The organism is Streptomyces sp. NPDC033165, from assembly GCF_055577965.1.
This window is the reverse complement of sequence record NZ_JBVIPK010000008.1, coordinates 215,879-235,173: the sequence shown is the minus strand read 5'-3', so window position 1 is coordinate 235,173 and position 19,295 is coordinate 215,879. Positions and strand designations below refer to the sequence as shown.

General features: G+C 72.7%; 15 protein-coding genes. 7 read left to right on the top strand and 8 right to left on the bottom strand.

All coding sequences use genetic code 11. The features are described 5' to 3' along the window. Nucleotides 1–48 precede the first annotated feature (48 nt). Nucleotides 49–861 (bottom strand): nucleotidyltransferase, encoded by an 813-nt coding sequence (locus tag ACZ5WC_RS20825; RefSeq protein ID WP_468542189.1) that lies wholly within the window; start codon nucleotides 859–861, stop codon nucleotides 49–51. Nucleotides 862–1,017: 156 nt separating this feature from the next. On the opposite strand from ACZ5WC_RS20825, the gene lon reads away from it, so the two are divergent. Beyond that, nucleotides 1,018–3,438: an endopeptidase La gene (lon, locus tag ACZ5WC_RS20820; protein WP_468542188.1), complete on the top strand. Its 2,421-nt coding sequence runs from the start codon at nucleotides 1,018–1,020 to the stop codon at nucleotides 3,436–3,438. A gap of 104 nt (nucleotides 3,439–3,542) precedes the next feature. Here the strand turns inward: lon and ACZ5WC_RS20815 are convergent, their stop codons facing one another. Next, nucleotides 3,543–4,337 (bottom strand): polysaccharide deacetylase family protein, encoded by a 795-nt coding sequence (locus ACZ5WC_RS20815; RefSeq protein ID WP_468542187.1) that lies wholly within the window; start codon nucleotides 4,335–4,337, stop codon nucleotides 3,543–3,545. A gap of 208 nt (nucleotides 4,338–4,545) precedes the next feature. On the opposite strand from ACZ5WC_RS20815, the gene ACZ5WC_RS20810 reads away from it, so the two are divergent. Further along, nucleotides 4,546–5,028, top strand: a complete 483-nt coding sequence (locus ACZ5WC_RS20810; protein ID WP_468542186.1) for a MarR family winged helix-turn-helix transcriptional regulator — start codon at nucleotides 4,546–4,548, stop codon at nucleotides 5,026–5,028. 36 nt (nucleotides 5,029–5,064) lie between these two features. Here ACZ5WC_RS20810 and ACZ5WC_RS20805 read toward each other — a convergent pair whose 3' ends face one another. After that, nucleotides 5,065–5,856, bottom strand: a complete 792-nt coding sequence (locus ACZ5WC_RS20805; RefSeq protein WP_468542185.1) for a hypothetical protein — start codon at nucleotides 5,854–5,856, stop codon at nucleotides 5,065–5,067. A 363-nt stretch (nucleotides 5,857–6,219) separates the two neighbouring features. Between ACZ5WC_RS20805 and ACZ5WC_RS20800 the strand changes: the two genes are divergently transcribed. The 5 genes from ACZ5WC_RS20800 to ACZ5WC_RS20780 are packed head-to-tail and all read left to right on the top strand — an operon-like array spanning nucleotide 6,220 to nucleotide 12,452. Further along, nucleotides 6,220–9,630 carry a sensor histidine kinase gene (locus ACZ5WC_RS20800; protein WP_468542301.1) on the top strand — a complete coding sequence of 1,137 codons (3,411 nt, stop codon included), beginning with the start codon at nucleotides 6,220–6,222 and terminating at the stop codon, nucleotides 9,628–9,630. Beyond that, nucleotides 9,627–10,118 (top strand): roadblock/LC7 domain-containing protein, encoded by a 492-nt coding sequence (locus ACZ5WC_RS20795; protein ID WP_468542184.1) that lies wholly within the window; start codon nucleotides 9,627–9,629, stop codon nucleotides 10,116–10,118. Before ACZ5WC_RS20800 ends, ACZ5WC_RS20795 begins: the two co-directional genes overlap by 4 nt. Then, nucleotides 10,115–10,534 carry a DUF742 domain-containing protein gene (locus ACZ5WC_RS20790; RefSeq protein WP_468542183.1) on the top strand — a complete coding sequence of 140 codons (420 nt, stop codon included), beginning with the start codon at nucleotides 10,115–10,117 and terminating at the stop codon, nucleotides 10,532–10,534. Before ACZ5WC_RS20795 ends, ACZ5WC_RS20790 begins: the two co-directional genes overlap by 4 nt. Further along, nucleotides 10,515–11,165, top strand: a complete 651-nt coding sequence (locus ACZ5WC_RS20785; RefSeq protein WP_468542182.1) for a GTP-binding protein — start codon at nucleotides 10,515–10,517, stop codon at nucleotides 11,163–11,165. The genes ACZ5WC_RS20790 and ACZ5WC_RS20785 overlap by 20 nt, the downstream gene beginning before the upstream one ends. Before the next feature lie 51 nt (nucleotides 11,166–11,216). Beyond that, nucleotides 11,217–12,452, top strand: coding sequence for a styrene monooxygenase/indole monooxygenase family protein (locus ACZ5WC_RS20780; RefSeq protein WP_468542181.1), 1,236 nt, complete (start codon nucleotides 11,217–11,219; stop codon nucleotides 12,450–12,452). A 66-nt stretch (nucleotides 12,453–12,518) separates the two neighbouring features. On the opposite strand, the gene ACZ5WC_RS20775 is transcribed toward ACZ5WC_RS20780, so the two are convergent. The 5 genes from ACZ5WC_RS20775 to ACZ5WC_RS20755 form a co-directional block, all read right to left on the bottom strand. Beyond that, nucleotides 12,519–13,733 (bottom strand): C40 family peptidase, encoded by a 1,215-nt coding sequence (locus ACZ5WC_RS20775; protein ID WP_468542180.1) that lies wholly within the window; start codon nucleotides 13,731–13,733, stop codon nucleotides 12,519–12,521. A 127-nt stretch (nucleotides 13,734–13,860) separates the two neighbouring features. Further along, complete coding sequence (locus ACZ5WC_RS20770) at nucleotides 13,861–17,118, bottom strand: outer membrane protein assembly factor BamB family protein (protein ID WP_468542179.1); 3,258 nt, start codon at nucleotides 17,116–17,118, stop codon at nucleotides 13,861–13,863. 80 nt (nucleotides 17,119–17,198) lie between these two features. After that, entirely contained in the window at nucleotides 17,199–17,474 is a 276-nt protein-coding gene (locus ACZ5WC_RS20765) for a hypothetical protein (RefSeq protein ID WP_096626871.1), read from the bottom strand. Between the two features lie 4 nt (nucleotides 17,475–17,478). After that, nucleotides 17,479–18,261, bottom strand: coding sequence for a TetR/AcrR family transcriptional regulator (locus ACZ5WC_RS20760; RefSeq protein ID WP_468542178.1), 783 nt, complete (start codon nucleotides 18,259–18,261; stop codon nucleotides 17,479–17,481). 34 nt (nucleotides 18,262–18,295) lie between these two features. After that, nucleotides 18,296–19,231, bottom strand: a complete 936-nt coding sequence (locus tag ACZ5WC_RS20755) for an AurF N-oxygenase family protein (protein ID WP_468542177.1) — start codon at nucleotides 19,229–19,231, stop codon at nucleotides 18,296–18,298. Between the last annotated feature and the right edge of the window lie 64 nt (nucleotides 19,232–19,295).

The following is a 19,295-nucleotide window of genomic DNA, read 5'->3' as shown; positions in this document are numbered from 1 at the left end:
GAACGCCAAAGCCTTGCGGCCGCCCGCCCCGCCCTGGGCGCGTCCGGTTCACGGCCGAGGCGCCTTCCTCCCGTGCACCGCCGTGTACTCGGCCGCCAGCCAGGGCCCCAGGTCGTCGAGGAACAGGCGGAGCAGGCCCGGGTCGGGGGAAGCGGTACGGGCCGCGGCCGCGGCGGCGGTACGCATCTGGGCCGCGCGCCCCGGGTAGTAGCGGCCGAACACCTCGGCGGACTCCTCCAGGTCGCTCGTCCAGCCGCCCCAGCGGGGCATGACCAGGGTGAAGCCGGTACGGACGAGCCGCCGGGCCATGCGTCGGCAGAGCCGCGCCCGGTCGGCGTCGGCCAGGTCCTCCGCCGTCGCCGACGCCCGCCAGCGCGGCAGCACGAGCGCGAGATCGCCGTTGGTCTCGCGGGCCAGCAGTGAGGTGGGGCGGTAGCGGGGCAGGACGGAGGCGAGGTCGGGCCCGAGCAGCGGGGTGCACAGGCAGGCGACGAAGAAGCCGAGGTCGTGCCGTTCCAGCTCGCTGAGTGCGGTACGCGCACGGACCAGCAGGATGCCCGCAGTGTCGATGGCCGGGTGGCCGGCGTCGAGCGCGGCGGCGACGCCGTCGGCGTCGCCGCGGTCCGCGTCCGTCGGCTCCCCGCGCAGCGCCAGCAGCAGATCGAGGTCCGAGCGCCCGGGAACAGCCGACCCGCGCGGAACGCTCCCGTACAGGTAGGCACTGTGCAGCCGCTCGCTCCCGAACGCCTCGGCGATACGGGAGCGGGCATCCGCGACCACCGGCGCGAACGTGTCCGCGACGCGGTCGAGGCTTCCTTCGCGGGCGATCGTGCCGTCCCCGGCGAGGCCATTTCCGTTCATCCGAGCACTGTGCCGGAAAGGCCGGAGCGGCGGTCCCCGGCCCCGGCCCCGCCCCCTCTGCGCGTGATCGCTGAGAGCGAACAGGCCCATGGGAACATTCGGCGGCTCAGGAGCATTGAGTCCACATAGCTCAACTTGCCTGCCGAAGGGGAGATCATGACTAGCGAGTCCAAGGCGTTCACACCGATCGACCTGCCCGTGCTGCCGCTCGACGACGAGGTCGTCCTGCCCGGCATGGTGGTGCCGCTGGACCTGTCCGACACCGAGGTGCGCGCCGCCGTCGAGGCCGCGCAGGCCGCCGCCCGTCCCGACGGCGGCAAGCCCGAGGTGCTGCTGGTCCCGCGGATCGACGGGACGTACACGGGGACCGGTGTCCTCGGTACCGTCGAGCAGGTCGGGCGCCTCTCGGACGGCGACCCGGGTGCGCTCATCCGGGCCCGTGACCGGGTCCGGATCGGGGCCGGGACCAGTGGTCCGGGGCGGGCGCTCTGGGTGGAGGGGACCGTGATCGACGTCGTCGTGCCCGACCCCCTGCCCGGATCGGCGGCCGAGCTGGTCAAGGAGTACAAGGCGCTCGCCACCAGCTGGCTGAAGAAGCGCGGCGCCTGGCAGGTCGTGGACCGGGTCCAGCAGATCGAGGACCTCTCCGCGCTCGCCGACAACTCCGGATACTCGCCGTTCCTCTCCACCGCGCAGAAGGTCCAGCTCCTGGAGACCGTGGACCCGGTCGCCCGGCTGAAGCTCGCCGTCCAGTGGCTGAGCGAGCACCTCGCCGAGCAGGATGTCGCCGAGTCCATCGCCAAGGACGTCCAGGAGGGCGTCGACAAGCAGCAGCGCGAGTTCCTGCTGCGCCGCCAGCTGGAAGCCGTACGCAAGGAGCTCTCCGAGCTCAACGGCGACCCTGAGGACGAGTCCGACGACTACCGGGCCCGCGTCGAGGCCGCCGAGCTGCCCGAGCACGTCCGGACGGCGGCGCTCAAGGAGGTCGAGAAGCTGGAGCGGGCCAGCGACCAGTCACCCGAGGGCTCCTGGATCCGCACCTGGCTGGACACCGTCCTCGAACTGCCGTGGAACGAGCGCACCGAGGACGCCTACGACATCCGCGGCGCCCAGGCGCTCCTGGACGCCGAGCACGCCGGTCTCGCGGATGTGAAGGAGCGCATCACCGAGTACCTCGCGGTGCGCAAGCGGCGTGCCGACCGGGGGCTGGGCGTGGTGGGCGGTCGCCGCGGTGGCGCGGTACTGGCCCTCGTCGGCCCGCCCGGTGTCGGCAAGACCTCGCTCGGTGAGTCCGTCGCGCACGCCATGGGCCGCACGTTCGTCCGCGTCGCACTCGGCGGTGTCCGGGACGAGGCGGAGATCCGCGGTCACCGGCGCACGTACGTGGGCGCTCTCCCCGGACGGATCGTGCGGGCGATCAAGGAGGCCGGTTCGATGAACCCGGTCGTCCTGCTCGACGAGATCGACAAGGTCGGCTCCGACTTCCGGGGCGACCCGGCCGCCGCCCTCCTCGAAGTCCTGGACCCCGCGCAGAACCACACCTTCCGCGACCACTATCTGGAGGTCGAGCTCGACCTCAGCGACGTCGTCTTCCTCGCCACGGCCAACGTGCTCGAAGCCATCCCGGAGGCCCTGCTCGACCGCATGGAGCTGGTCCGCCTCGACGGCTACACCGAGGACGAGAAGGTCGTCATCGCCCGGGACCACCTCCTGCCGCGCCAGCTGGAGCGGGCGGGCCTGGAGAAGGACGAGGTCATCCTGGAGGAGTCGGCGCTGCGCAAGCTGGCGGGCGAGTACACCCGCGAGGCCGGCGTACGGAATCTGGAGCGGGCCGTCGCCCGGCTGCTCCGCAAGGTCGCGGCCCAGCACGAACTGGGCGACCGCGACCTGCCGTTCACGGTGACCGACGCGGACCTGCGCGGTCTGATCGGGCGTCCGCACCATGTGCCCGAGTCCGCTCAGGACCCGGCCGAGCGCCGCACGGCGGTGCCGGGCGTGGCCACCGGGCTCGCGGTGACCGGGGCGGGCGGTGACGTCCTCTTCGTCGAGGCGTCGCTCGCCGACCCGGAGACCGGGGCCTCCGGACTGACCCTGACCGGTCAGCTCGGCGACGTCATGAAGGAGTCGGCGCAGATCGCCCTGAGCTTCCTGCGCTCGCACGGTGCGGAGCTGGAGCTGCCGGTCGCCGACCTCAAGGACCGGGGAGTGCACATCCACTTCCCGGCGGGCGCGGTCCCCAAGGACGGCCCGAGCGCCGGTATCACCCTGACGACCGCCCTGGCCTCGCTGCTCTCCGGACGCCTCGTCCGTACGGATGTGGCGATGACCGGTGAGGTGTCGCTGACCGGGCGGGTGCTGCCGATCGGCGGCCTCAAGCAGAAGCTGCTGGCCGCCCACCGCGCGGGCATCACGACCGTCGTGATCCCGCAGCGCAACGAGGCCGACCTGGACGACGTCCCGGCCGAGGTCCTGGAGAAGCTGGACGTCCGGCCGGTCACCGACGTCCGCCAGGTGCTGGAGATCGCCCTCACCCCGGCCTCGGCCCCGGCGGAGGAGAGGATCCCGGCCGCGGCCTGAGCTGTCGTACGGGGCGTACGGCCCGAGCGTTGTACGGGGCGTACGGAACGGCCCGCTTCCCGCATACCGGCGGGGGCGGGCCGTTCCGCATGTCTGGGGGCCGCTCAGGGGCGGTAGATCGTGCCCGGCTGCGGCTCGGCCGGGGCCATCAGCTCGGGGACGGTCACGAAGGTGTAGCCGTCCTTCTGGAGTGCGTCGATGATGCCCGGCACGGCGGGGACGGTGCCCTTGTAGATGTCGTGCAGCAGGATGATGCCGTCTTTGCTCGCCTGGTCCAGGATGCGCTTCCGGATCAGTGCGGAGTCGTTCGTCGAGTAGTCCTTCGCGGTGGCGCTCCACAGCACCTGCGACAGCCCCAGCTCCTTGCTGACCTTGCTGACCTCGTCGTCCGTGCGGCCCTGCGGCGGGCGCATCAGCCGGGGCCGCTCGCCGGTGATCCTCTCGATGGCCTTCTGGGTCTTCTCCAGCTCGGTCCGTATCTCGTCCGGGTCGTGGTCGGTCAGGATCTTGTGCGTCCAGGTGTGGTTGGCGACCTCGTGGCCCTCGTCCTGGATGCGCCGCACGGTGTCCGGGTGCTTGACGACATGGTGCTTGCCCAGCAGGAAGAAGGTGGCGTGCACCTTCTTCTCCTTCAGGATGTCCAGCAGCTCGGGGGTGTCCTCTCCCGGCCCCGCGTCGAAGGTCAGGGCGATGCACTTGGCCTCGCGGCAGTCCACCGGCCCGAACGCGCCCTTGGCGTCGGAAGCCGCCTCCCCGCGCGCCGAGCCCGGCGCGGTCGTGTCCATCGAGCAGCCGCTCAGCGTCAGTGTGAGCGCCGCCACCAGAGCCGCGGCCAACCGCTTCCCGGGCAATGGCGTCTTTGACGACGGCACCTCGGACAGCGGCGTCTTTTCGGGCATGGCGAAGCACTCCTCCGTGCGGGAAATCCCGCACAGCCGTGCGGTACGCCGAGGACTATACCTAGTGCGTATACATGGAGTGCATAGTGGGTCGCGCCGCCGCCGTCGGCCCCCTCCCGGGCATCCTGCGAAATACTGGCCGAGCTGCGGCGTCGACCACCCGCGGCGACATGTTTCATCGGCAGAGAGCCGTAGAGGGGGTGCTGGCGTGCGCGGGAGTGAGAGCGAGCCGGAGCGGGGCGTGGCTGCCGGAAGCGGCGTGGACCACGAATTCCTGGCGCTGGAGCGTGAGTTGGCCGTGTTCCTGCGCCGGGCGCGGGCCAGCTCGGGCGAGATGGCCCGGGAGGTCCACCCGGAGCTGGAGCCCGCCGCCTACGGGCTGCTCGTCCGCCTGGAGTCGGCGGGCCGGCAGCGGGCCACCGAGCTGGCCGCGTACTTCGGCGTCGGCAAGGCCACCATGAGCCGTCAGCTGCACTCCCTGGAGAACCTCGGCCTGGTCGTACGCGAGCCCGACCCGGCCGACGGCCGCGCCTGGCTCGTCCACCTCACCGACGAAGGCCTGGCCCGCTTCCGCAGCGTCCGGGATGCCCGCCGCGAGCGCTATGTACGCAAGCTGACGGGTTGGGACCGGGCCGAAGTGGCGGAGCTGGCCCGGCTGCTGCACCAGCTGAACGCCCGCGCCGAAAGCTGACCCCGCGCCGAGGGCCGGCCCCGCGCCGAAAGGCCCCTACAGCTCCACCAGGATCGCCGTGGCGTCGTCGTGCACCTTGCCGCGCCGCAGCCGCGCGCGCCCGGCCCCCGCGTCGGCGGTCTCCAGCTCCCGTACCCGGTCGATCAGCGCCTGCGGCCCCGGCTTCCGCAGCCGCTCCAGCGCGGCCACCCAGTCGCCCTCGCCGAACATCTCCGTCCAGCGGCTCGCCCCGTCCGTCAGTGCGGCGAGGGCGCGGACCTCGGAGGCCGGGGCGCTGCCGGTCACCGCGCGCACCGCCACCGACGGATCGGCGGCAGCCGTGAAGAACCCGCCCTCCTTGTTGCGCACCGTGGAGTCCGCGATCTCGTCGGAGGCCAGCGAACCCGGCGGCAGCCGGTCCAGCCGGTCGTCGAGGACCGCGCGGACCGAGCCGTCCGGGGCCTCCAGCAGCAACACCGAATCCGAGAGCACCAGGTACTCGACCGCGTGTTCGCCCCAACGCGCCAGGACCACGGTCGCCTGAGGAGTACGCACGTGAGAAAGGTCACAGGTGGGTCGGTGGGCGTCGGCCGTACGGGAGATGGCCTCGGCCAGTACCTCGGTCAGGGACAGATCAAGGCGTGAACCGGACAGTTCCACCAGCGCGCCGCCCAGGCGGGCCGTGAACCACGGAACCGGGTGTACGCAACCGGGCTCCTTCGGCGGCGGAGTGACGCCGTCGAGCAGCACCAGTGTGCCGCCCTGACCGGACGCGGGGAGAGCGGCCGAGACCCAGTCCTCGTTGGGGCGTTCGGGACTGCCGGGGGCGGTGGCCAGTTCGATGCGCATGACGTCAGTCTCCACGACGCCTTCACGGGACCCGCACCCCGGCCGCATTGGCTTGTACCAGCAGGTCAACAGGGCCTCAGGGGCCGGAAGGAGAGACTCCGAACACGTGCGGGCGGGCATCCTGCCAAAGCCGGAGCGGAAGTTCCACCCCATCGTCCACGCATGGTCAGGGGCGCACCGGGGGAGACTTGTTCGCCAACTCAAGAGTGATGTTCACTCGTTCGAGTGGCGGAGCGGTTGATGCGCGCCCCCCTCTCAAAAGCACTGGAATGGTCAGAAGCCGTACCAGGAGCGGGGCGCCCCTCTGTGTGACCGTGCGTCACCTCTGCTTCAAGGGTGGACGAGTCGAGATTGCGAGCACCGGTGCAGAAGAAGCGGCCGCGGAGCAAGGGCACGACGCACGACGGTTCCGGGGTGACGCCTCCGGCGCCCGGCGCCGACAGGCGGACCGTGCGGGTGCGCAGCCGACTGGTCGCCGGAGTCGCGGTCGTCGGCGTCATCGTCCTGGCGGCGGGCGCGCCCGCCGTGCTCGGGGCCTCCGCCGATCTGACCGAGTCCCAGCGGCTCGTCACCCTCGCCGAGCTGAACCAGCAGGCCGTCACCCTCGCGCACTCCCTCGCCGACGAACGCGACGCGGTCACCGCGTACATCGCCGACGGCCGGGGCGAGGAGGGCGACAAAGACGCCGCGGAGAACCGCACCGCCCGCACCGCCCGCGCCACGCGCGTCGACCAGCAGATCGACGAGATCCACGAGGCGGCCTCCGCGGCCCTGCGCCGCGACCTCTCCACGATCCCCTCCCTGCGCCGGGACGCGCTGACGGGCAAGGGCACGGCCCTGGAGGCCCACCAGGCGTACTCCGATGTCATCGCCAAGCTGCACGGCATCGCCGCCGAGCTGGCCGGGAAGACCCCGCCGCGCGCCGCCGACGCCACCCGGGCCCCGCTCACCCTCGGCGGCGCGGCCGAACAGGCCTCCGCGACCCGGGGGCTCCTCCTCGCCGCGCTCGCCGTGCCGAGCCCCGAGCCCACGGCCCCGCAGACCGACCCCTTCACCGGGCTGCCCGTGCGGACCCAGGACGAGGAAGCCGCCCGGGCCGACCGCGAACGCGACGAGCTGAGCGCCGCCGCCCAGCAGGCCCGCGTACGCGAGCTGGCCTCGCTCGCCGAGTTCGACCAGGCGGCGAACCCGTCGGCCCGCGACAAGCTCTCCGCCACCGTCACCGGCCCGGAGGTCAACGACGCGGAGAAGTACCTCACCCGCCTCACCGACCGCCCCGAGCTGTCCGAGGCGGAGCGCAGGGTCAGCCCGAAGAAGCTGGAGGCCGCGCTCTCCGCCCGCGTCGACCGGATGCGCAGCGTCGAGTCCGCCCTCTCCACCGGCCAGGTCCGGCACCTGGAGGGGCTCCGCGACGACGACGTCACCGCGCTCGAACTGAGCATCGCCCTGCTCGGCGGCTGCTTCCTCCTCGCCGTCGGCGTCTCCACCGCAGTCGCCCGCACCCTCACCCAGCCGCTCGCCGTCCTCCGTATCGGCGCCGCCCGCCTCGCCGAGGAGCCCGAGACCGCCGAACCGGTCCGCTACACCGGCCGCAACGACGAGTTCGCCCAGGTCGTCCGGTCGATGAACACCCTGCACGGCAAGCTCACCGCCCTGCACCAGGACTTCACCGGCCGCGTCGAGAGCCTCAGCACCGAGCGCTCCGGCCTGATCAAGAGCCGCGAGTCCCTCGCCCAGCAGCGGTCCGAACTCCAGGACCGGACCGCCGAGCTGGCCACCCAGCTGGAACAGCTCAAGAACACGGTCCACCACACCTTCGTCAACCTCTCCCTGCGCACCCTCGGCCTCGTCGAGCGGCAGCTCGGCGTGATCGAGGGCCTGGAGGAGCGCGAGCAGGACCCGGAGCGCCTCGCCACCCTGTTCAAGCTGGACCACATGGCCACGGTCATGCGCCGCCACAGCGAGAACATGCTGGTCCTCGCGGGCGCCGACCACGGCCACAGCCACGCCGGCCCGATCCCGCTGGTCGACGTGGCACGCGCCGCCGTCAGCGAGATCGAGCGGTACGAGCGGGTCACCATCCAGTCCCTGCCGCCGCACGCCCAGATCGCCGGATTCGCGGCCGACGACCTCAGCCACCTCCTCGCCGAACTCCTGGAGAACGCGACCTCCTTCTCTCCGCCGGACTCCCATGTCGAGCTGTCCGGCTGGCTCCTGGAGACCGGCGAGGTGATGCTCTCCGTGTCCGACGAGGGCATCGGCATGTCGACGGTCCGGATGGGCGAGCTCAATGCCAGGCTGGCCGACCCGGGCTCGTTCGAGCCGGGGGAGCGGCACATCGACATGACCGGCGCCGGACTCGGGCTCCAGGTGACGTCGTTGCTGGCCGCCCGGCACGGAGTGCGGGTCCAGTTGCGCGAGCAGAAGGGAAGTGGAGTGGCGGCTGTCGTCGTCCTGCCGCAGACCCTGCTGCCCAAGTCCCTGCCCGCGGCCTCGCCGCCGGCCGTGCAACTGCCGGGCGACGGCCCGGCGCTCAACCTGCCGGGGTCGGTGGCCGAGGCCAACTCCAACGCCCTGCCGAGCCGTTCGCCGGTCGCGCCGACGGCTGATGAGAGGGCTGAGGCCGCCACGGAAACGACGGAAACGGCTGAGGCTACGGAGGCCGAGGCGGCTGCCGAGCCGATGCCGGAAGCCGGAACGACGGCCGCGCCCGTGGACGTCTCCGCAGAGGCCTTCGAGGGGGCCTCCGGGGAGGTCTGCGAAGAGGTCTCCGGCGCTGAGCCCGGGCCTGTGTCCGAGCCCGGGCCTGTGTCCGAGCCCGGGCCGGTGATCGTGCCCGACCCTGTGTCCGAGCCCGGCCCCGTGTCCGAGCCCGGGCCGGTGATCGTGCCCGACCCCGTGTCCGAGCCCGACCCCGGCTTCGTCTCCGAGCAGGCCGTCGAGCCCCAGCCCGCCGTGGACCCGATCATCGCCGCCGCCGAGCGCGCGATCCGCGAGAACGCCCCGACGGAGCCGCAGCGTGGGCCGGAGCCCGCGCCCGTACCGGAGCCCGCGCCCGTACCGGAGCCCGCGCCCGTACCGGAGCAGGAGCAGGAGTCGGAGCCGGAAGCGGAGGCCCGGCCCACGCCCGACGCGGGCGCCGAACCGGACGCCGACGCGGGCGCCGAAACTGGCCCCGGCTCCGACGCGGAGACGCCCGCCGAATCGGACTCCGAGATCACGATGCAGGTCCGCCTGCCGAGGCCCCCGGCCACCCCCACGGCCACGCGGCAGCCCGCCGACCCGTACGCCATCGGCCCCGACCGCCACGAGCGGCCCGCCGAGGGCGGCCCGGACGACGGCCCCGCGTTCCGCCCTGCTCCCCACGCCGAGGCCTCTCACGCCGAGGCCTCTCACGCCGAGGCCTCTCACCCTGAGGCCTTCTCCGCCGATGTCGTCCCCGGCCCCCGTCGCCCCGAGGGCGAGCGGGTCACGGACAAGGGGCTGCCCAAGCGCACGCCCAGGATCGTCCGGCCCGAGGGCTCTCCCGCCGGGCTCACCGGAGGCACCCGCACCGGCGGCATCGACAGGGACGATCTCCGCCGCCGTCTCGGCAGCTTCCACCAAGCGGCGAAAGAGGGCCGACGCGACGTCGAGGCCGAGATCGCCGAGTCCACCAGAACCACGAGCACCATTCACACCACCAGCACCGCACGGATCGACCAGACCGGCGGCCGCCGCACGGACGGCCGGAACGAAGAGACGGGGGACACAGTCGAGGAGGCACGCAGTTGACTGCGCCCAGCACATTCGGGCTGAGTACCGAAGCCCGGAACCTTCACTGGTTGCTGAGCAATCTCGTGGAGGAGGTGCCAGGGGTCCACTCGGTCACCGTCGTCTCGTCCGATGGCCTGATGCTGCTCTCCTCCGACCCCGGCCATCACAGCGCGAAGGCGGCCGGACCGGCGGCCGGGACGTCGGACGGCCCCAAGGGTTCCAGCGCAGACCTCGCCACCATCGTCGCCGGTATCGGCTCGCTGACCGTCGGCGCCGCGAAACTGATGGACGGCGGCGGCGTCAAACAGACGATGGTCGCCATGGACGAGGGCAGCGTCTTCGTCATGTCGATCAGCGACGGCTCCCTGCTCGGGGTGCACGCCGCCCCCGACTGCGACATGAGCGTCGTCGCGTACCACATGGCCCTCTTCGTCGGCCGGGCCGGACACGTACTCACCCCCGAACTCCGCAGCGAGCTGCGCACATCGATGGAGAGCGCCCAGTGACGACCGCCGCCGCAGCCGAGCCCGCCCCGCGTCTCCCCGGGCGCGGCGCCGACCGGCGCCCCGCCCGGGTCCGCCCGTACTCCCTCACCGGCGGCCGCACCCGCTTCGGGCACGTCCTGCTCGTCGAGACGTTCGTCGCGGCCCTCGAAGCACCCGAGGAGCGCCGCGAGCTCACCAACGGAAACCTCGTCTCGCGCGTCATGCCCGAGCTCCAGGCCATCGTCGAACTCTGCCGCCGGATGCGTACGGTCGCGGAGATCTCGGCCCTGTTGAAGATGCCGCTCGGAGTCGTCCGGGTGCTGCTCAGCGACTTGGCCGACCAGGGAAAGATCCGCGTGTACGGGACCGGGCACGGCACCGGTCAGCCCGACCGCGCACTGCTCGAAAGGGTGCTCAATGGACTCCGCCGTCTCTGAGGCGCCGCTCTTCGCCCCGCGCCAGCCGGGGCCCCGGGACCAGCCGGAGGAATCCCTCCAGGCCTGGCAGCTCGACCACACCCGCGCACCCACCGCCACCAAGATCGTGGTGGCGGGCGGCTTCGGCGTCGGCAAGACGACGTTCGTGGGCTCGGTCTCCGAGATCACCCCGCTCCAGACCGAAGCGCTGATGACGCAGGCCAGCGAGGAGACCGACGACCTCTCCGCGACGCCCGGGAAGACCACCACGACGGTGGCCATGGACTTCGGCCGGCTCACCCTCGACGACGACCTCGTGCTGTACGTCTTCGGCACGCCCGGTCAGCAGCGCTTCTGGTTCATGTGGGACGACTTGGTGCGCGGGGCGATCGGTGCGGTCGTCCTCGCCGACACCCGGCGGCTGGAGGACTGCTTCCCCGCGCTCGACTACTTCGAGAGCTGCGGGCTGCCGTACATCGTGGCGGTCAACCACTTCGAGGGGACGCCCGGATACGAGGCGGAGGACGTCAGGGAGGCCCTGACCGTACCGCCGCAGGTACCGATAGTGATCATGGACGCGCGCAACAGGATCACGGTCGTCGAGTCGCTCCTCGCCCTGGTCGGCCACGCCCTCGACGTCACCCCCGCCTAGACCGCCCAGACCGCCCAGACCGCCTCGAACCAGAGACAACGGAGAGCCGCGATGCGGAAGATACTCATAGTCGGAGCCGGTCAGTCCGGGCTCCAGCTGGCCCTGGGCCTTCAGTCCAGAGGCTACGAAGTCACCCTCATGTCCAACCGCACGGCCGACGAGATCCGCACGGGCCGGGTCATGTCGACGCAGGTCATGTTCCACACCGCGCTCCAGCACGAGCGGGACTACCAGCTGAACTTCTGGGAGTCCCAGGCCCCGAGGGCCGAGGGCCTCGGCGTCTCCGTCGCCGCCCCCGACTCCTCGCGCGCCATCGACTGGGTCGGCAAGCTGGACGGGTACGCGCAGTCCGTCGACCAGCGCGTGAAGATGGCGGGCTGGATGGAGACCTTCGCCCAGCGTGGCGGGCAGCTGGTCATCCACGGGGCGGCCGTCTCCGACCTGGACTACTTCTCCCGCACCTACGACCTGGTGATGGTCTCGGCGGGCAAGGGTGAGCTGGTCTCCATGTTCGGCCGGGACGCGGCCCGTTCGCCGTTCGACGCCCCGCAGCGGGCACTGGCCGTCGCCTACGTCCACGGCATGGGCCCGCGCCCGGAGCACCCGGAGTTCGACGCGGTCCGCTGCAACCTGGTGCCGGGCGTCGGCGAGCTGTTCGTCATGCCGACTCTCACCACCTCCGGCCGGGCCGACATCCTCTTCTGGGAGGGCATCCCCGGCGGCCCGCTGGACGCCTTCCAGGGCATCAGGGACCCCTCCGAGCACCTCGCGAAGACGCTGGAGCTCATGGAGAAGTTCACGCCCTGGGAGTACGCCCGCGCCACCAGGGTCGAGCTGACCGACGCCAACGCAACCCTCGCGGGCCGTTACGCCCCCACCGTCCGCAAGCCGATCGGCCGGCTCCCCGGCGGCGGTCTGGTCCTCGGCGTCGCGGACGTCGTCGTGGCCAACGACCCGATCACCGGCCAGGGCTCCAACTCGGCGTCCAAGTGCGCCGACTCCTACCTGAACTCGATCATCGAGCACGGCGACAAGGAGTTCGACGCGGCGTGGATGCAGTCCGCCTTCGACCGCTACTGGGACACCGCCCAGCACGCCGTGAAGTGGACCAACGCGATGCTCGGCGTCCCTCCGGAGCACGTGCTGAACCTGATCGGCGCGGCCGGTCAGCTCCAGCCCGTCGCGGACCGCTTCGCCAACGGGTTCAACGACCCGGCGGACTTCGAGAACTTCTTCTTCGAGCCGGAGAAGACGAACGCGTACCTGGCCTCGGTCTCCGCCGCCTGAAAGGTTCCTGACCAGCGGGTGTGCTTCGGCGGCCGGGCCCGCACCGCCGGTCCGGCCGCCGGGAGCCTATTCGGGTGCCGGGTCCGGTGCCGTGTCCGAGCCGTACCCGGTGTCCGAGCCGTCGCGGGCGCCCTCGGGGAGCTCCGGGAGCGTGTACGCGGACAGCGGTACGCCGCCGGGGTCCGGGCGGACGGCCCCGAGCAGCGGGTTCGACGCCACCGGGGAGACCTTCACCTCCGTACCGGGGCGGGGCGCCTGCACCACGAGGCCGTTGCCGATGTACAGCGCCACATGGGTCGCCTTCGGGAAGTAGACCACCAGGTCGCCGGGGCGCAGTGAGGAGAGCGGCACCTTCGGGAGCCGCTTCCACTGTTCCTGCGAGGTGCGCGGGATCGGCCGTCCGGCCGACGACCAGGCCCGGGACGTCAGCCCGGAGCAGTCGAAGGACCTCGGCCCCTCCGCGCCCCACACGTACGGCTTGCCGATCTGGCGGATCGCGTACGCCACGGCGTCGCCGCCCTGCCGTGTGGGCGGCCGGGTGGAGCTGAGGGCCCCGGAGGCGACCAGTTCGCGCTGGGCCGCCGCCACGCCCTGCTGCTCAAGACCGGCCAGCTGGTCCAGTTGCTCGGCGGAGAGCGTGGCGAGCAGGGCCTCGACCTGCTTCAGCTTGCCGCGCACGGCGTCGCGCTGCTTCTTCTGCCGCGCGGCCAGCTTCTTCTGCTGGTCCATCGCCTTCCGGGACGCGGAGGCCAGCGAGTCCGTGCGCCGGGCCGATTCGGTCAGCCGGTCCACCGTCGCCGCACGGCCCGCGGCCACGCGCTCGATGACATGGGTCTGGTCCATGGCCCGCAACGGGTCCCGGGCCAGCAGCAGCTGGAGGAACGCGGAGAAGTCGGTGCGGCCCTGATACTGCTCCCGGGCCAGCCGCCCGGCGTCGCCACGGCTGAGTTCCAGCGCGGCCCGCGCCTTCGTCAGGTCGGAGTCGACCTTCTTCGCCCGCGCGGTCTGCTTCTTCAGCTTCTCGGCGGTGGCGTTGTAGGCCTCGCTCGCCTCCTCCGCCTCCTGATAGAGGGTCTGCAACTCGCGCAGCAGGGTGGCGACATTCCTCGGTGCCCCGGCCTCGGGAGCGGCGAGGGCGGTCTCGGCGTCGACGAGGGATGCGGACGAGGAATCGTCGGACGGTACGGGGTCCGGCTCGGCGGGTGCGGCGATGGCCGGGGAGACCGTGAGCGCCGCGGTGAGGGCGGTCGTACAGACCGCGCGCAGGAGCCTGCCTGACACGACATCACCTCCGTGACCAAAAGTGGATTAATCCGATTAATCCGGTCACTCGGTGTCGGGTGATGCAAGCACTGCGCGGCGTGCCGTCCGAGGAATCCCCCGGACGGCGGTGGGGGAGGGGAGGGCCTCAGACCACGGGGAAGGCGTAGAAGACCTTGTCCCGCTGGACGACGGCGGTCTTGCCGACCGTGAGGGTCCGGTACGGCGCGATCACCGTCCCGCCCTTCGGGTCGGTGGCACCGATGTCCTGGAACTTCCACAGCCGCTCACCGTCGGCCGCCGAGAACGCCGTGACCTGGATCGCGTCGGCGGCGATCAGGGTCTTCTCGCTGGCGCTCAGCGTGATGGACGGGGCGTTCCCGATCCCCGGCACCTCCGTGGAGCGGCGCCACACGAGCCGGCCGGTCTCCCGTTCCACCGCGCCGACCTGCCGGGTGCGTTCGGTGGTGTGGATCAGCGGTCCGGCGAGGATGGGGGTGCCGAAGACCGAACCAGGGCTGCCCGCGACCCGCCAGAGCGGCTTCGTGGTGTCCGTCTCGAAGGCCTGGAGGTCGGTGCCGACCGCCGCGAACAGCGCCCCGTCCTCGTCGCCCGCGATACCCGCGACGGGGGAGGCCGTGCCGTACTGCTTCGTCCCCAGCAGCTTGCCGGTCTTCTGGTCGAACGAGCGGATGGAGCCCTTCCCCTTGGCCGCCTTGACCTCGGCCGGCGTGAGCGTGACCGACTCCTGCCGTACGAGGATGTCGGTGGAGCGCTCCCCGATGACCCGGTAGACGGGGGTGCCCGGGGCTCGGCCCGCCGGTACGGGCGTACGCCACAGTTCCTTGCGCTGCACGATGTCGTACGCGAAGAAGTACGCCTGGACGACCTCCTTGTCCTTGGCCTTCTTCTCGCCCTTCTTGGGCTTCGGCGCCTCCACGGTGACCGTGTGCGAGCCGGTGAACCAGACGACCGGGCCTGAGTGCCCGGCCAGCCGCCCGACCGCCAGGCCGGGCAGGTCGGTGAAGCCGTCCGTGTACCGCAGCCGGTGCACGACGGTGCCGTCCTCCGGCGACAGCCACAGGAACTCCGTCGGGGTGGCCACGAAGCACAACTCATCGCCCGCGGCCAGCGCGGCCTGCCCCTTCGCGGCGTCGGCGCGCTGCCACAGCCGCTTCCCGGTCCGCAGGTCGACGGCGCTCGCCTGGCTCTCGCTGGTCACCACCAGCAGCCGGTCCCGCCACAGCGCGGTGGTGCGCGGGGCGGACTCGGAGGCCGGGTGCCGGTAGATCCAGCGCGGTTCGGGTGCCTGCCCCGGCAGCGTACGGCGGGGCTTCGGCGCGGGCTTGTCGTCCGTGGCCGCCGCGGTGTCCCCGGAGCCGAGCGCGGCAACCGCACCGCCGCCCACGACCAGTCCGCCGACCGCCGCGGCCGCGATGGTCAGCAGGGTCCGGCGGCTGGTGGCGGGGTCGGGCGCGGGGGCAGGGGCGGGGGGCAGGGGCAGCGACACCATCGGGCCACCGCCGGGCCCGCCCGGGCCTCCCGGACCTGCGGGCCCGGCGGGGAGCGCCGGAAGGGCGGCCGGAGGGTAGGGGGCCGGGCCGCCCTGGGTGTGGGTGTGGCTCGGCTGCTGCGGGGCGGCGGGTGCCGCGGGCAGTTGGGGAGCCGGGGGGTGGGGGGTGCCCGGGGGAGCGGTCATTTCGTGGGGGACGGCGAGCTGGGTGGTCGGGCGGTCGTTCTGCGGCGGCCGCGGCCCGGTGTTGAGGAAGCGCGTGGTGCCCCGGTCCTCGCCGATGTCTCCGTTGGCCCCGCTGTCCCCGTCGCCCACGGGGGTGGCTGCGGGGGGCGCGGTGGCGGTCGCCGGTGCCGGTGCGGCGGTGGGGCCCTTCGCCAGCGCGGGAAGCGGCCGCGCGTCCTGGGGCACGAGGGCCTTGCGGGGGTCCTCGGGTCGGGCGTCCTCGGGCTGGGGGGCCTCTGGTCGGGTGTCCACGGGTCGGGCGTCCTGGGGTCGGGCGTCCTCGGGCCGGGGGGCCTCCGGTCGGGCGTTCTCGGGTTCGGTGGGGGTTGCGGACATACCAGGGATTCCAGGAGTGGGGGCGGGTTCGGTGGAGGCTTCGGTGTCGGTGTCGGTGTCGGTGTCGGTGTTGGTGGTGGCGGAGCCGGTGTTGGTGGTGGAGCCGGAACCGGAGTGGGTGGCCGTTGGCGTGGCTGTGGGGGCGTCGGTGGCCTCCGTGGCCTCGCCGGTCTCGGCGGTCTCCGTGGCCTCCGTGGCCTCGCCGGGCTCCTCGACCTCCTTGGGCTCCTGGGCCTCCCGGGCCTCCTCGGCCTCCCGGGGCGCGTCGGCGTCAGGACCGTCCGTACCGCCTGGACCGCCCGTAGCGGCCGGGCCGTCCGTAGGAGCCGGAGCCTCCGCAGCGGCCGGGCCCTCCGTGTCATCGGTACCCGCGCCGGGCCCTTCCGCAGCCTCGCCCTTCCCCGCCTGCCAGGCCTTCCCCTCCGGCGCCCCGAGTGCCCGCACCCGCGCCTCCTGGTCCGTGACCGCCGCCGCCAGCTGTTCCGGGAGCCAGCCGCCGTGGGCGAGGCCCGCTGCGCCCTCCAGGGCCAGTTCGGCGGCGACCGTGCCCGCGGTGGGACGCTCGGCCGGGTCCTTCGCCAGGCAGGACGTGATCAGCTCGCGCAACGGCTCCGGTACGGCGTCCAGTTCCGGTTCGTCCTCGGCGATGCGGCGGGCGGCCTCCTCGGGCGGGCCCGCCGTGAACGGGGTCGCTCCGGTCGCCGCGTATGCCAGGAGCAGTCCCAGTACGAACAGGTCCGAGGCGGCGGAGACCTCCTTGCCCTCGATCTGCTCGGGCGTCAGATAGCCGAGCCGTACCGAAAGCTGGCCGCCCGGCCGCGCCTCCGCCGAGGCCGCCGCGCCCAGCGGGCCGAACGCGGTGAGGCGGGGGCCGTCCTCGGCGAGGAGCACCGTGCCGGGGGCGAGGCCCTGGAGCACGGACCCGGCGGCGTGCACCCGGGAGAGGATCTCGGCGATGCCCGCGCCCAGTATCCGCAGGGCCCGCTCGGGCAGCGGTCCGGCGATCCCGACCGCCTCGGCCAGCGGCAGCGCGGGGACGTAACCCGCCGCCGTCCACAGGAGTTCCGGGGCCTCGTCCTCGTCCGCACCGGTCTCCAGGGGCGGGGTCACCCAGCCGCCCGCCAGGCGTTCGGCGGTGCGGGCCTCCGCCTGGAAGCGGCGGCGGAAGGCGGGCACGGCGGCCAGCGCGGGGCGCGCGGCGGTGACCACGGCCGACTCACCGGTCTCCGTGTCCCGGGCCACGTACTGCACGGCGCTCGCACCCTCGTGGAGACGCGCCAGCACGGTGAAGCGGCCGAAGCGGCGTGGATCGTCCTGACGCAGCGCCTCCATGGCGCACCCCCCTTGTGACCGTCCCTCGGCACCTGACCGTCGATCTTAGGGCCTCCGCCGAAGCGCGGCCCGTCCGCCACTCAGCCGCGGCCCGGGGGCTTCGACCAGGGCCACTTGAGCGTACGGCGCTCGCGGCCCCCGGGAACGTACTCGTACACCCAGCCGCGCTGGAGGCCGAGGCGTCTGGTGTACCCGGCCGGGACGCGCTGGTACGCGTACACGGTGGCCGGGCCGCCGTCGGGGGAGGGCACCGGGACCTCGTACCACTTCGGCGGATGGCCGGTCGGGCCCAGCAGGATCGGCAGCACCCGGCCGTCCAGGGGGCCGCCGCGGAAAGGGGTGTTCTCGCTCTTCACCGGGTCAGTCTGACGCAGCCGCCGCGGGCAGCAGGTGCGCCGCCTCCGCAACGACCGGAATCACCCGCTCCGCGAGCTGTCCCGCGGGTCCCCCGGCGGTCTCCAGCACGAGCAGGTCGTTCACCACGGACGCGGTCTCCGGGTCGGTGGCGGCGGTGGCCGCGAGGAGGGCGATGAGGTGGTCGACCAGCCAGCCGCGCAGCTCGGCGGCGGCGGGCCGCTTCCCGTCGTCGAGCCAGATCAGCGAGGCGGCCTCGACGGCCGCGATCCAGCTGCGCACCATCATCCGCAGCCGCGGCCCGGCGGGCTGCTCCGCCTCTCCCGCGCCGCCGATCCGTCCCAGATGGCGCAGGATCTCGTCGGCGGCCGCCCGGCGCACCCCGTCCACGATCGTCGTCGTACGGGAGGTCTCCACGACGCTGCCGCCGCGCAGCAGGGCGCTGAACCCGGTGTCGTGCTCGTCGACGAAGCGCAGATAGCGGTCCAGGACCCGGGCGACCCGCTCGGTGGGCGGGCCCTCCGGCGGCTCGGTGAAGCACAGCTTCAGCTCGTCGGCCGCCGAGCCGAGCGCGGCCTCGTACAACTGCTGCCGCCCGCCGGGGAAGTAGCGGTAGACCAGCGGCCGGGACACCCCGGCCGCCACCGCCACGTCGTCGAGCGAGACCTCGTCGGGGGCCCGGTGCGCGAAGAGGCCGAGCGCGGCCAGCAGCAGCTGGGCGCGGCGCTCCTCGACACTGAGCCTGCGGTACGTCGCACGGGGCGGCGGGACTGCGGCGGTGGGCGTCATGCCACCGAGACTAAAGCCTGGGGCCCGCACCGCTTCAGGCCAGCAGCCCGGAGCTTCGCCACAGTCTGCGGCCGACGCCGTTCAGCAGCCCGATGTCGTCGAAGAAGTCCGTCAGCCGCTTGGCGCCGGTCTGCATGACTTCGGCGCGGTGGCCGCTCGCCCTCACCTCGGCCACGGCCGCCCGGCGGTCCAGGCCGACGTTCTCGTACACCTGCGGGTTGACGAAGCAGACGGAGAAGACGCGGGCCGCCTCGCCGCAGCTGACCCTGGTGAGTTCGCGCTCCCAGCGCGGGGCGGTCACCATCTGGCGGCGCAGCTCCTCGCGGGCGTACCGGACGTGCCGGGCCTCCTCGATCACATGGATGCGGGTCACCCCGCGCACCAGGGTCTGCACCCGGTCGTCCGGGAACGTCAGGCGCTGCATCCAGTCGAGGATCTCCTCGCCGAGCAGGGTCGCGGCGAACGAACCGGGGGTGGTGGAGACGGTCTTCAGGACCCGCGCCAGGTTGTGATAGAGGCGCGGCACCGGGTACGTCGGGGCGCCGCCCCAGTCGATCATGCGGCCGAACATCATCGAGTGCCGGCACTCGTCGGCTATCTCGGTCAGCGCGTAGCGGACGTGGTTGCTGGTGACGGGTTTGTCATAGATGTGCCGGACCAGCAGCTGCATCAGGATGATCTCGAACCAGATGCCGAGCGAGGCGAGCGCGGCAGCCTCGTGCCGGGAGAGGTCGAGACGCTGTTCCTCCGGCATGCGGTCCCACATCGGGGTGCCGTAGAGCGAGAGCAGCTCCGGCGGCCAGAACCACTTGCCCTCCTCGACAGCCGCGTCCCAGTCGAGTTCGGTGTCGGGGTCGAAGGAGTGTCTGGCCGAGGAGGCGAGCAGCCGCGCGGCGATCTGCTCGCGGTCGCGGAGCGGCCCGAATGCGTCACGGAGCAGGGTCATATCGCGATCGGTCGCGGTCGTCATGGCGGGAGCACCTCACGCTGGGGGTTACCGGCAGTCATCTCTTATGAGACTGCTCGTCAGCAAG

Bases quoted from the DNA above. Each gene is read 5' to 3' on its own strand.
- ACZ5WC_RS20825 (WP_468542189.1), bottom strand. From the start codon at position 861: ATGAACGGAAATGGCCTCGCCGGGGACGGCACGATCGCCCGCGAAGGA.
- lon (WP_468542188.1), top strand. From the start codon at position 1,018: ATGACTAGCGAGTCCAAGGCGTTCACACCGATCGACCTGCCCGTGCTG.
- ACZ5WC_RS20815 (WP_468542187.1), bottom strand. From the start codon at position 4,337: ATGCCCGAAAAGACGCCGCTGTCCGAGGTGCCGTCGTCAAAGACGCCA.
- ACZ5WC_RS20805 (WP_468542185.1), bottom strand. From the start codon at position 5,856: ATGCGCATCGAACTGGCCACCGCCCCCGGCAGTCCCGAACGCCCCAAC.
- ACZ5WC_RS20785 (WP_468542182.1), top strand. From the start codon at position 10,515: ATGGACTCCGCCGTCTCTGAGGCGCCGCTCTTCGCCCCGCGCCAGCCG.
- ACZ5WC_RS20780 (WP_468542181.1), top strand. From the start codon at position 11,217: ATGCGGAAGATACTCATAGTCGGAGCCGGTCAGTCCGGGCTCCAGCTG.
- ACZ5WC_RS20770 (WP_468542179.1), bottom strand. From the start codon at position 17,118: ATGGAGGCGCTGCGTCAGGACGATCCACGCCGCTTCGGCCGCTTCACC.
- ACZ5WC_RS20760 (WP_468542178.1), bottom strand. From the start codon at position 18,261: ATGACGCCCACCGCCGCAGTCCCGCCGCCCCGTGCGACGTACCGCAGG.
- ACZ5WC_RS20755 (WP_468542177.1), bottom strand. From the start codon at position 19,231: ATGACGACCGCGACCGATCGCGATATGACCCTGCTCCGTGACGCATTC.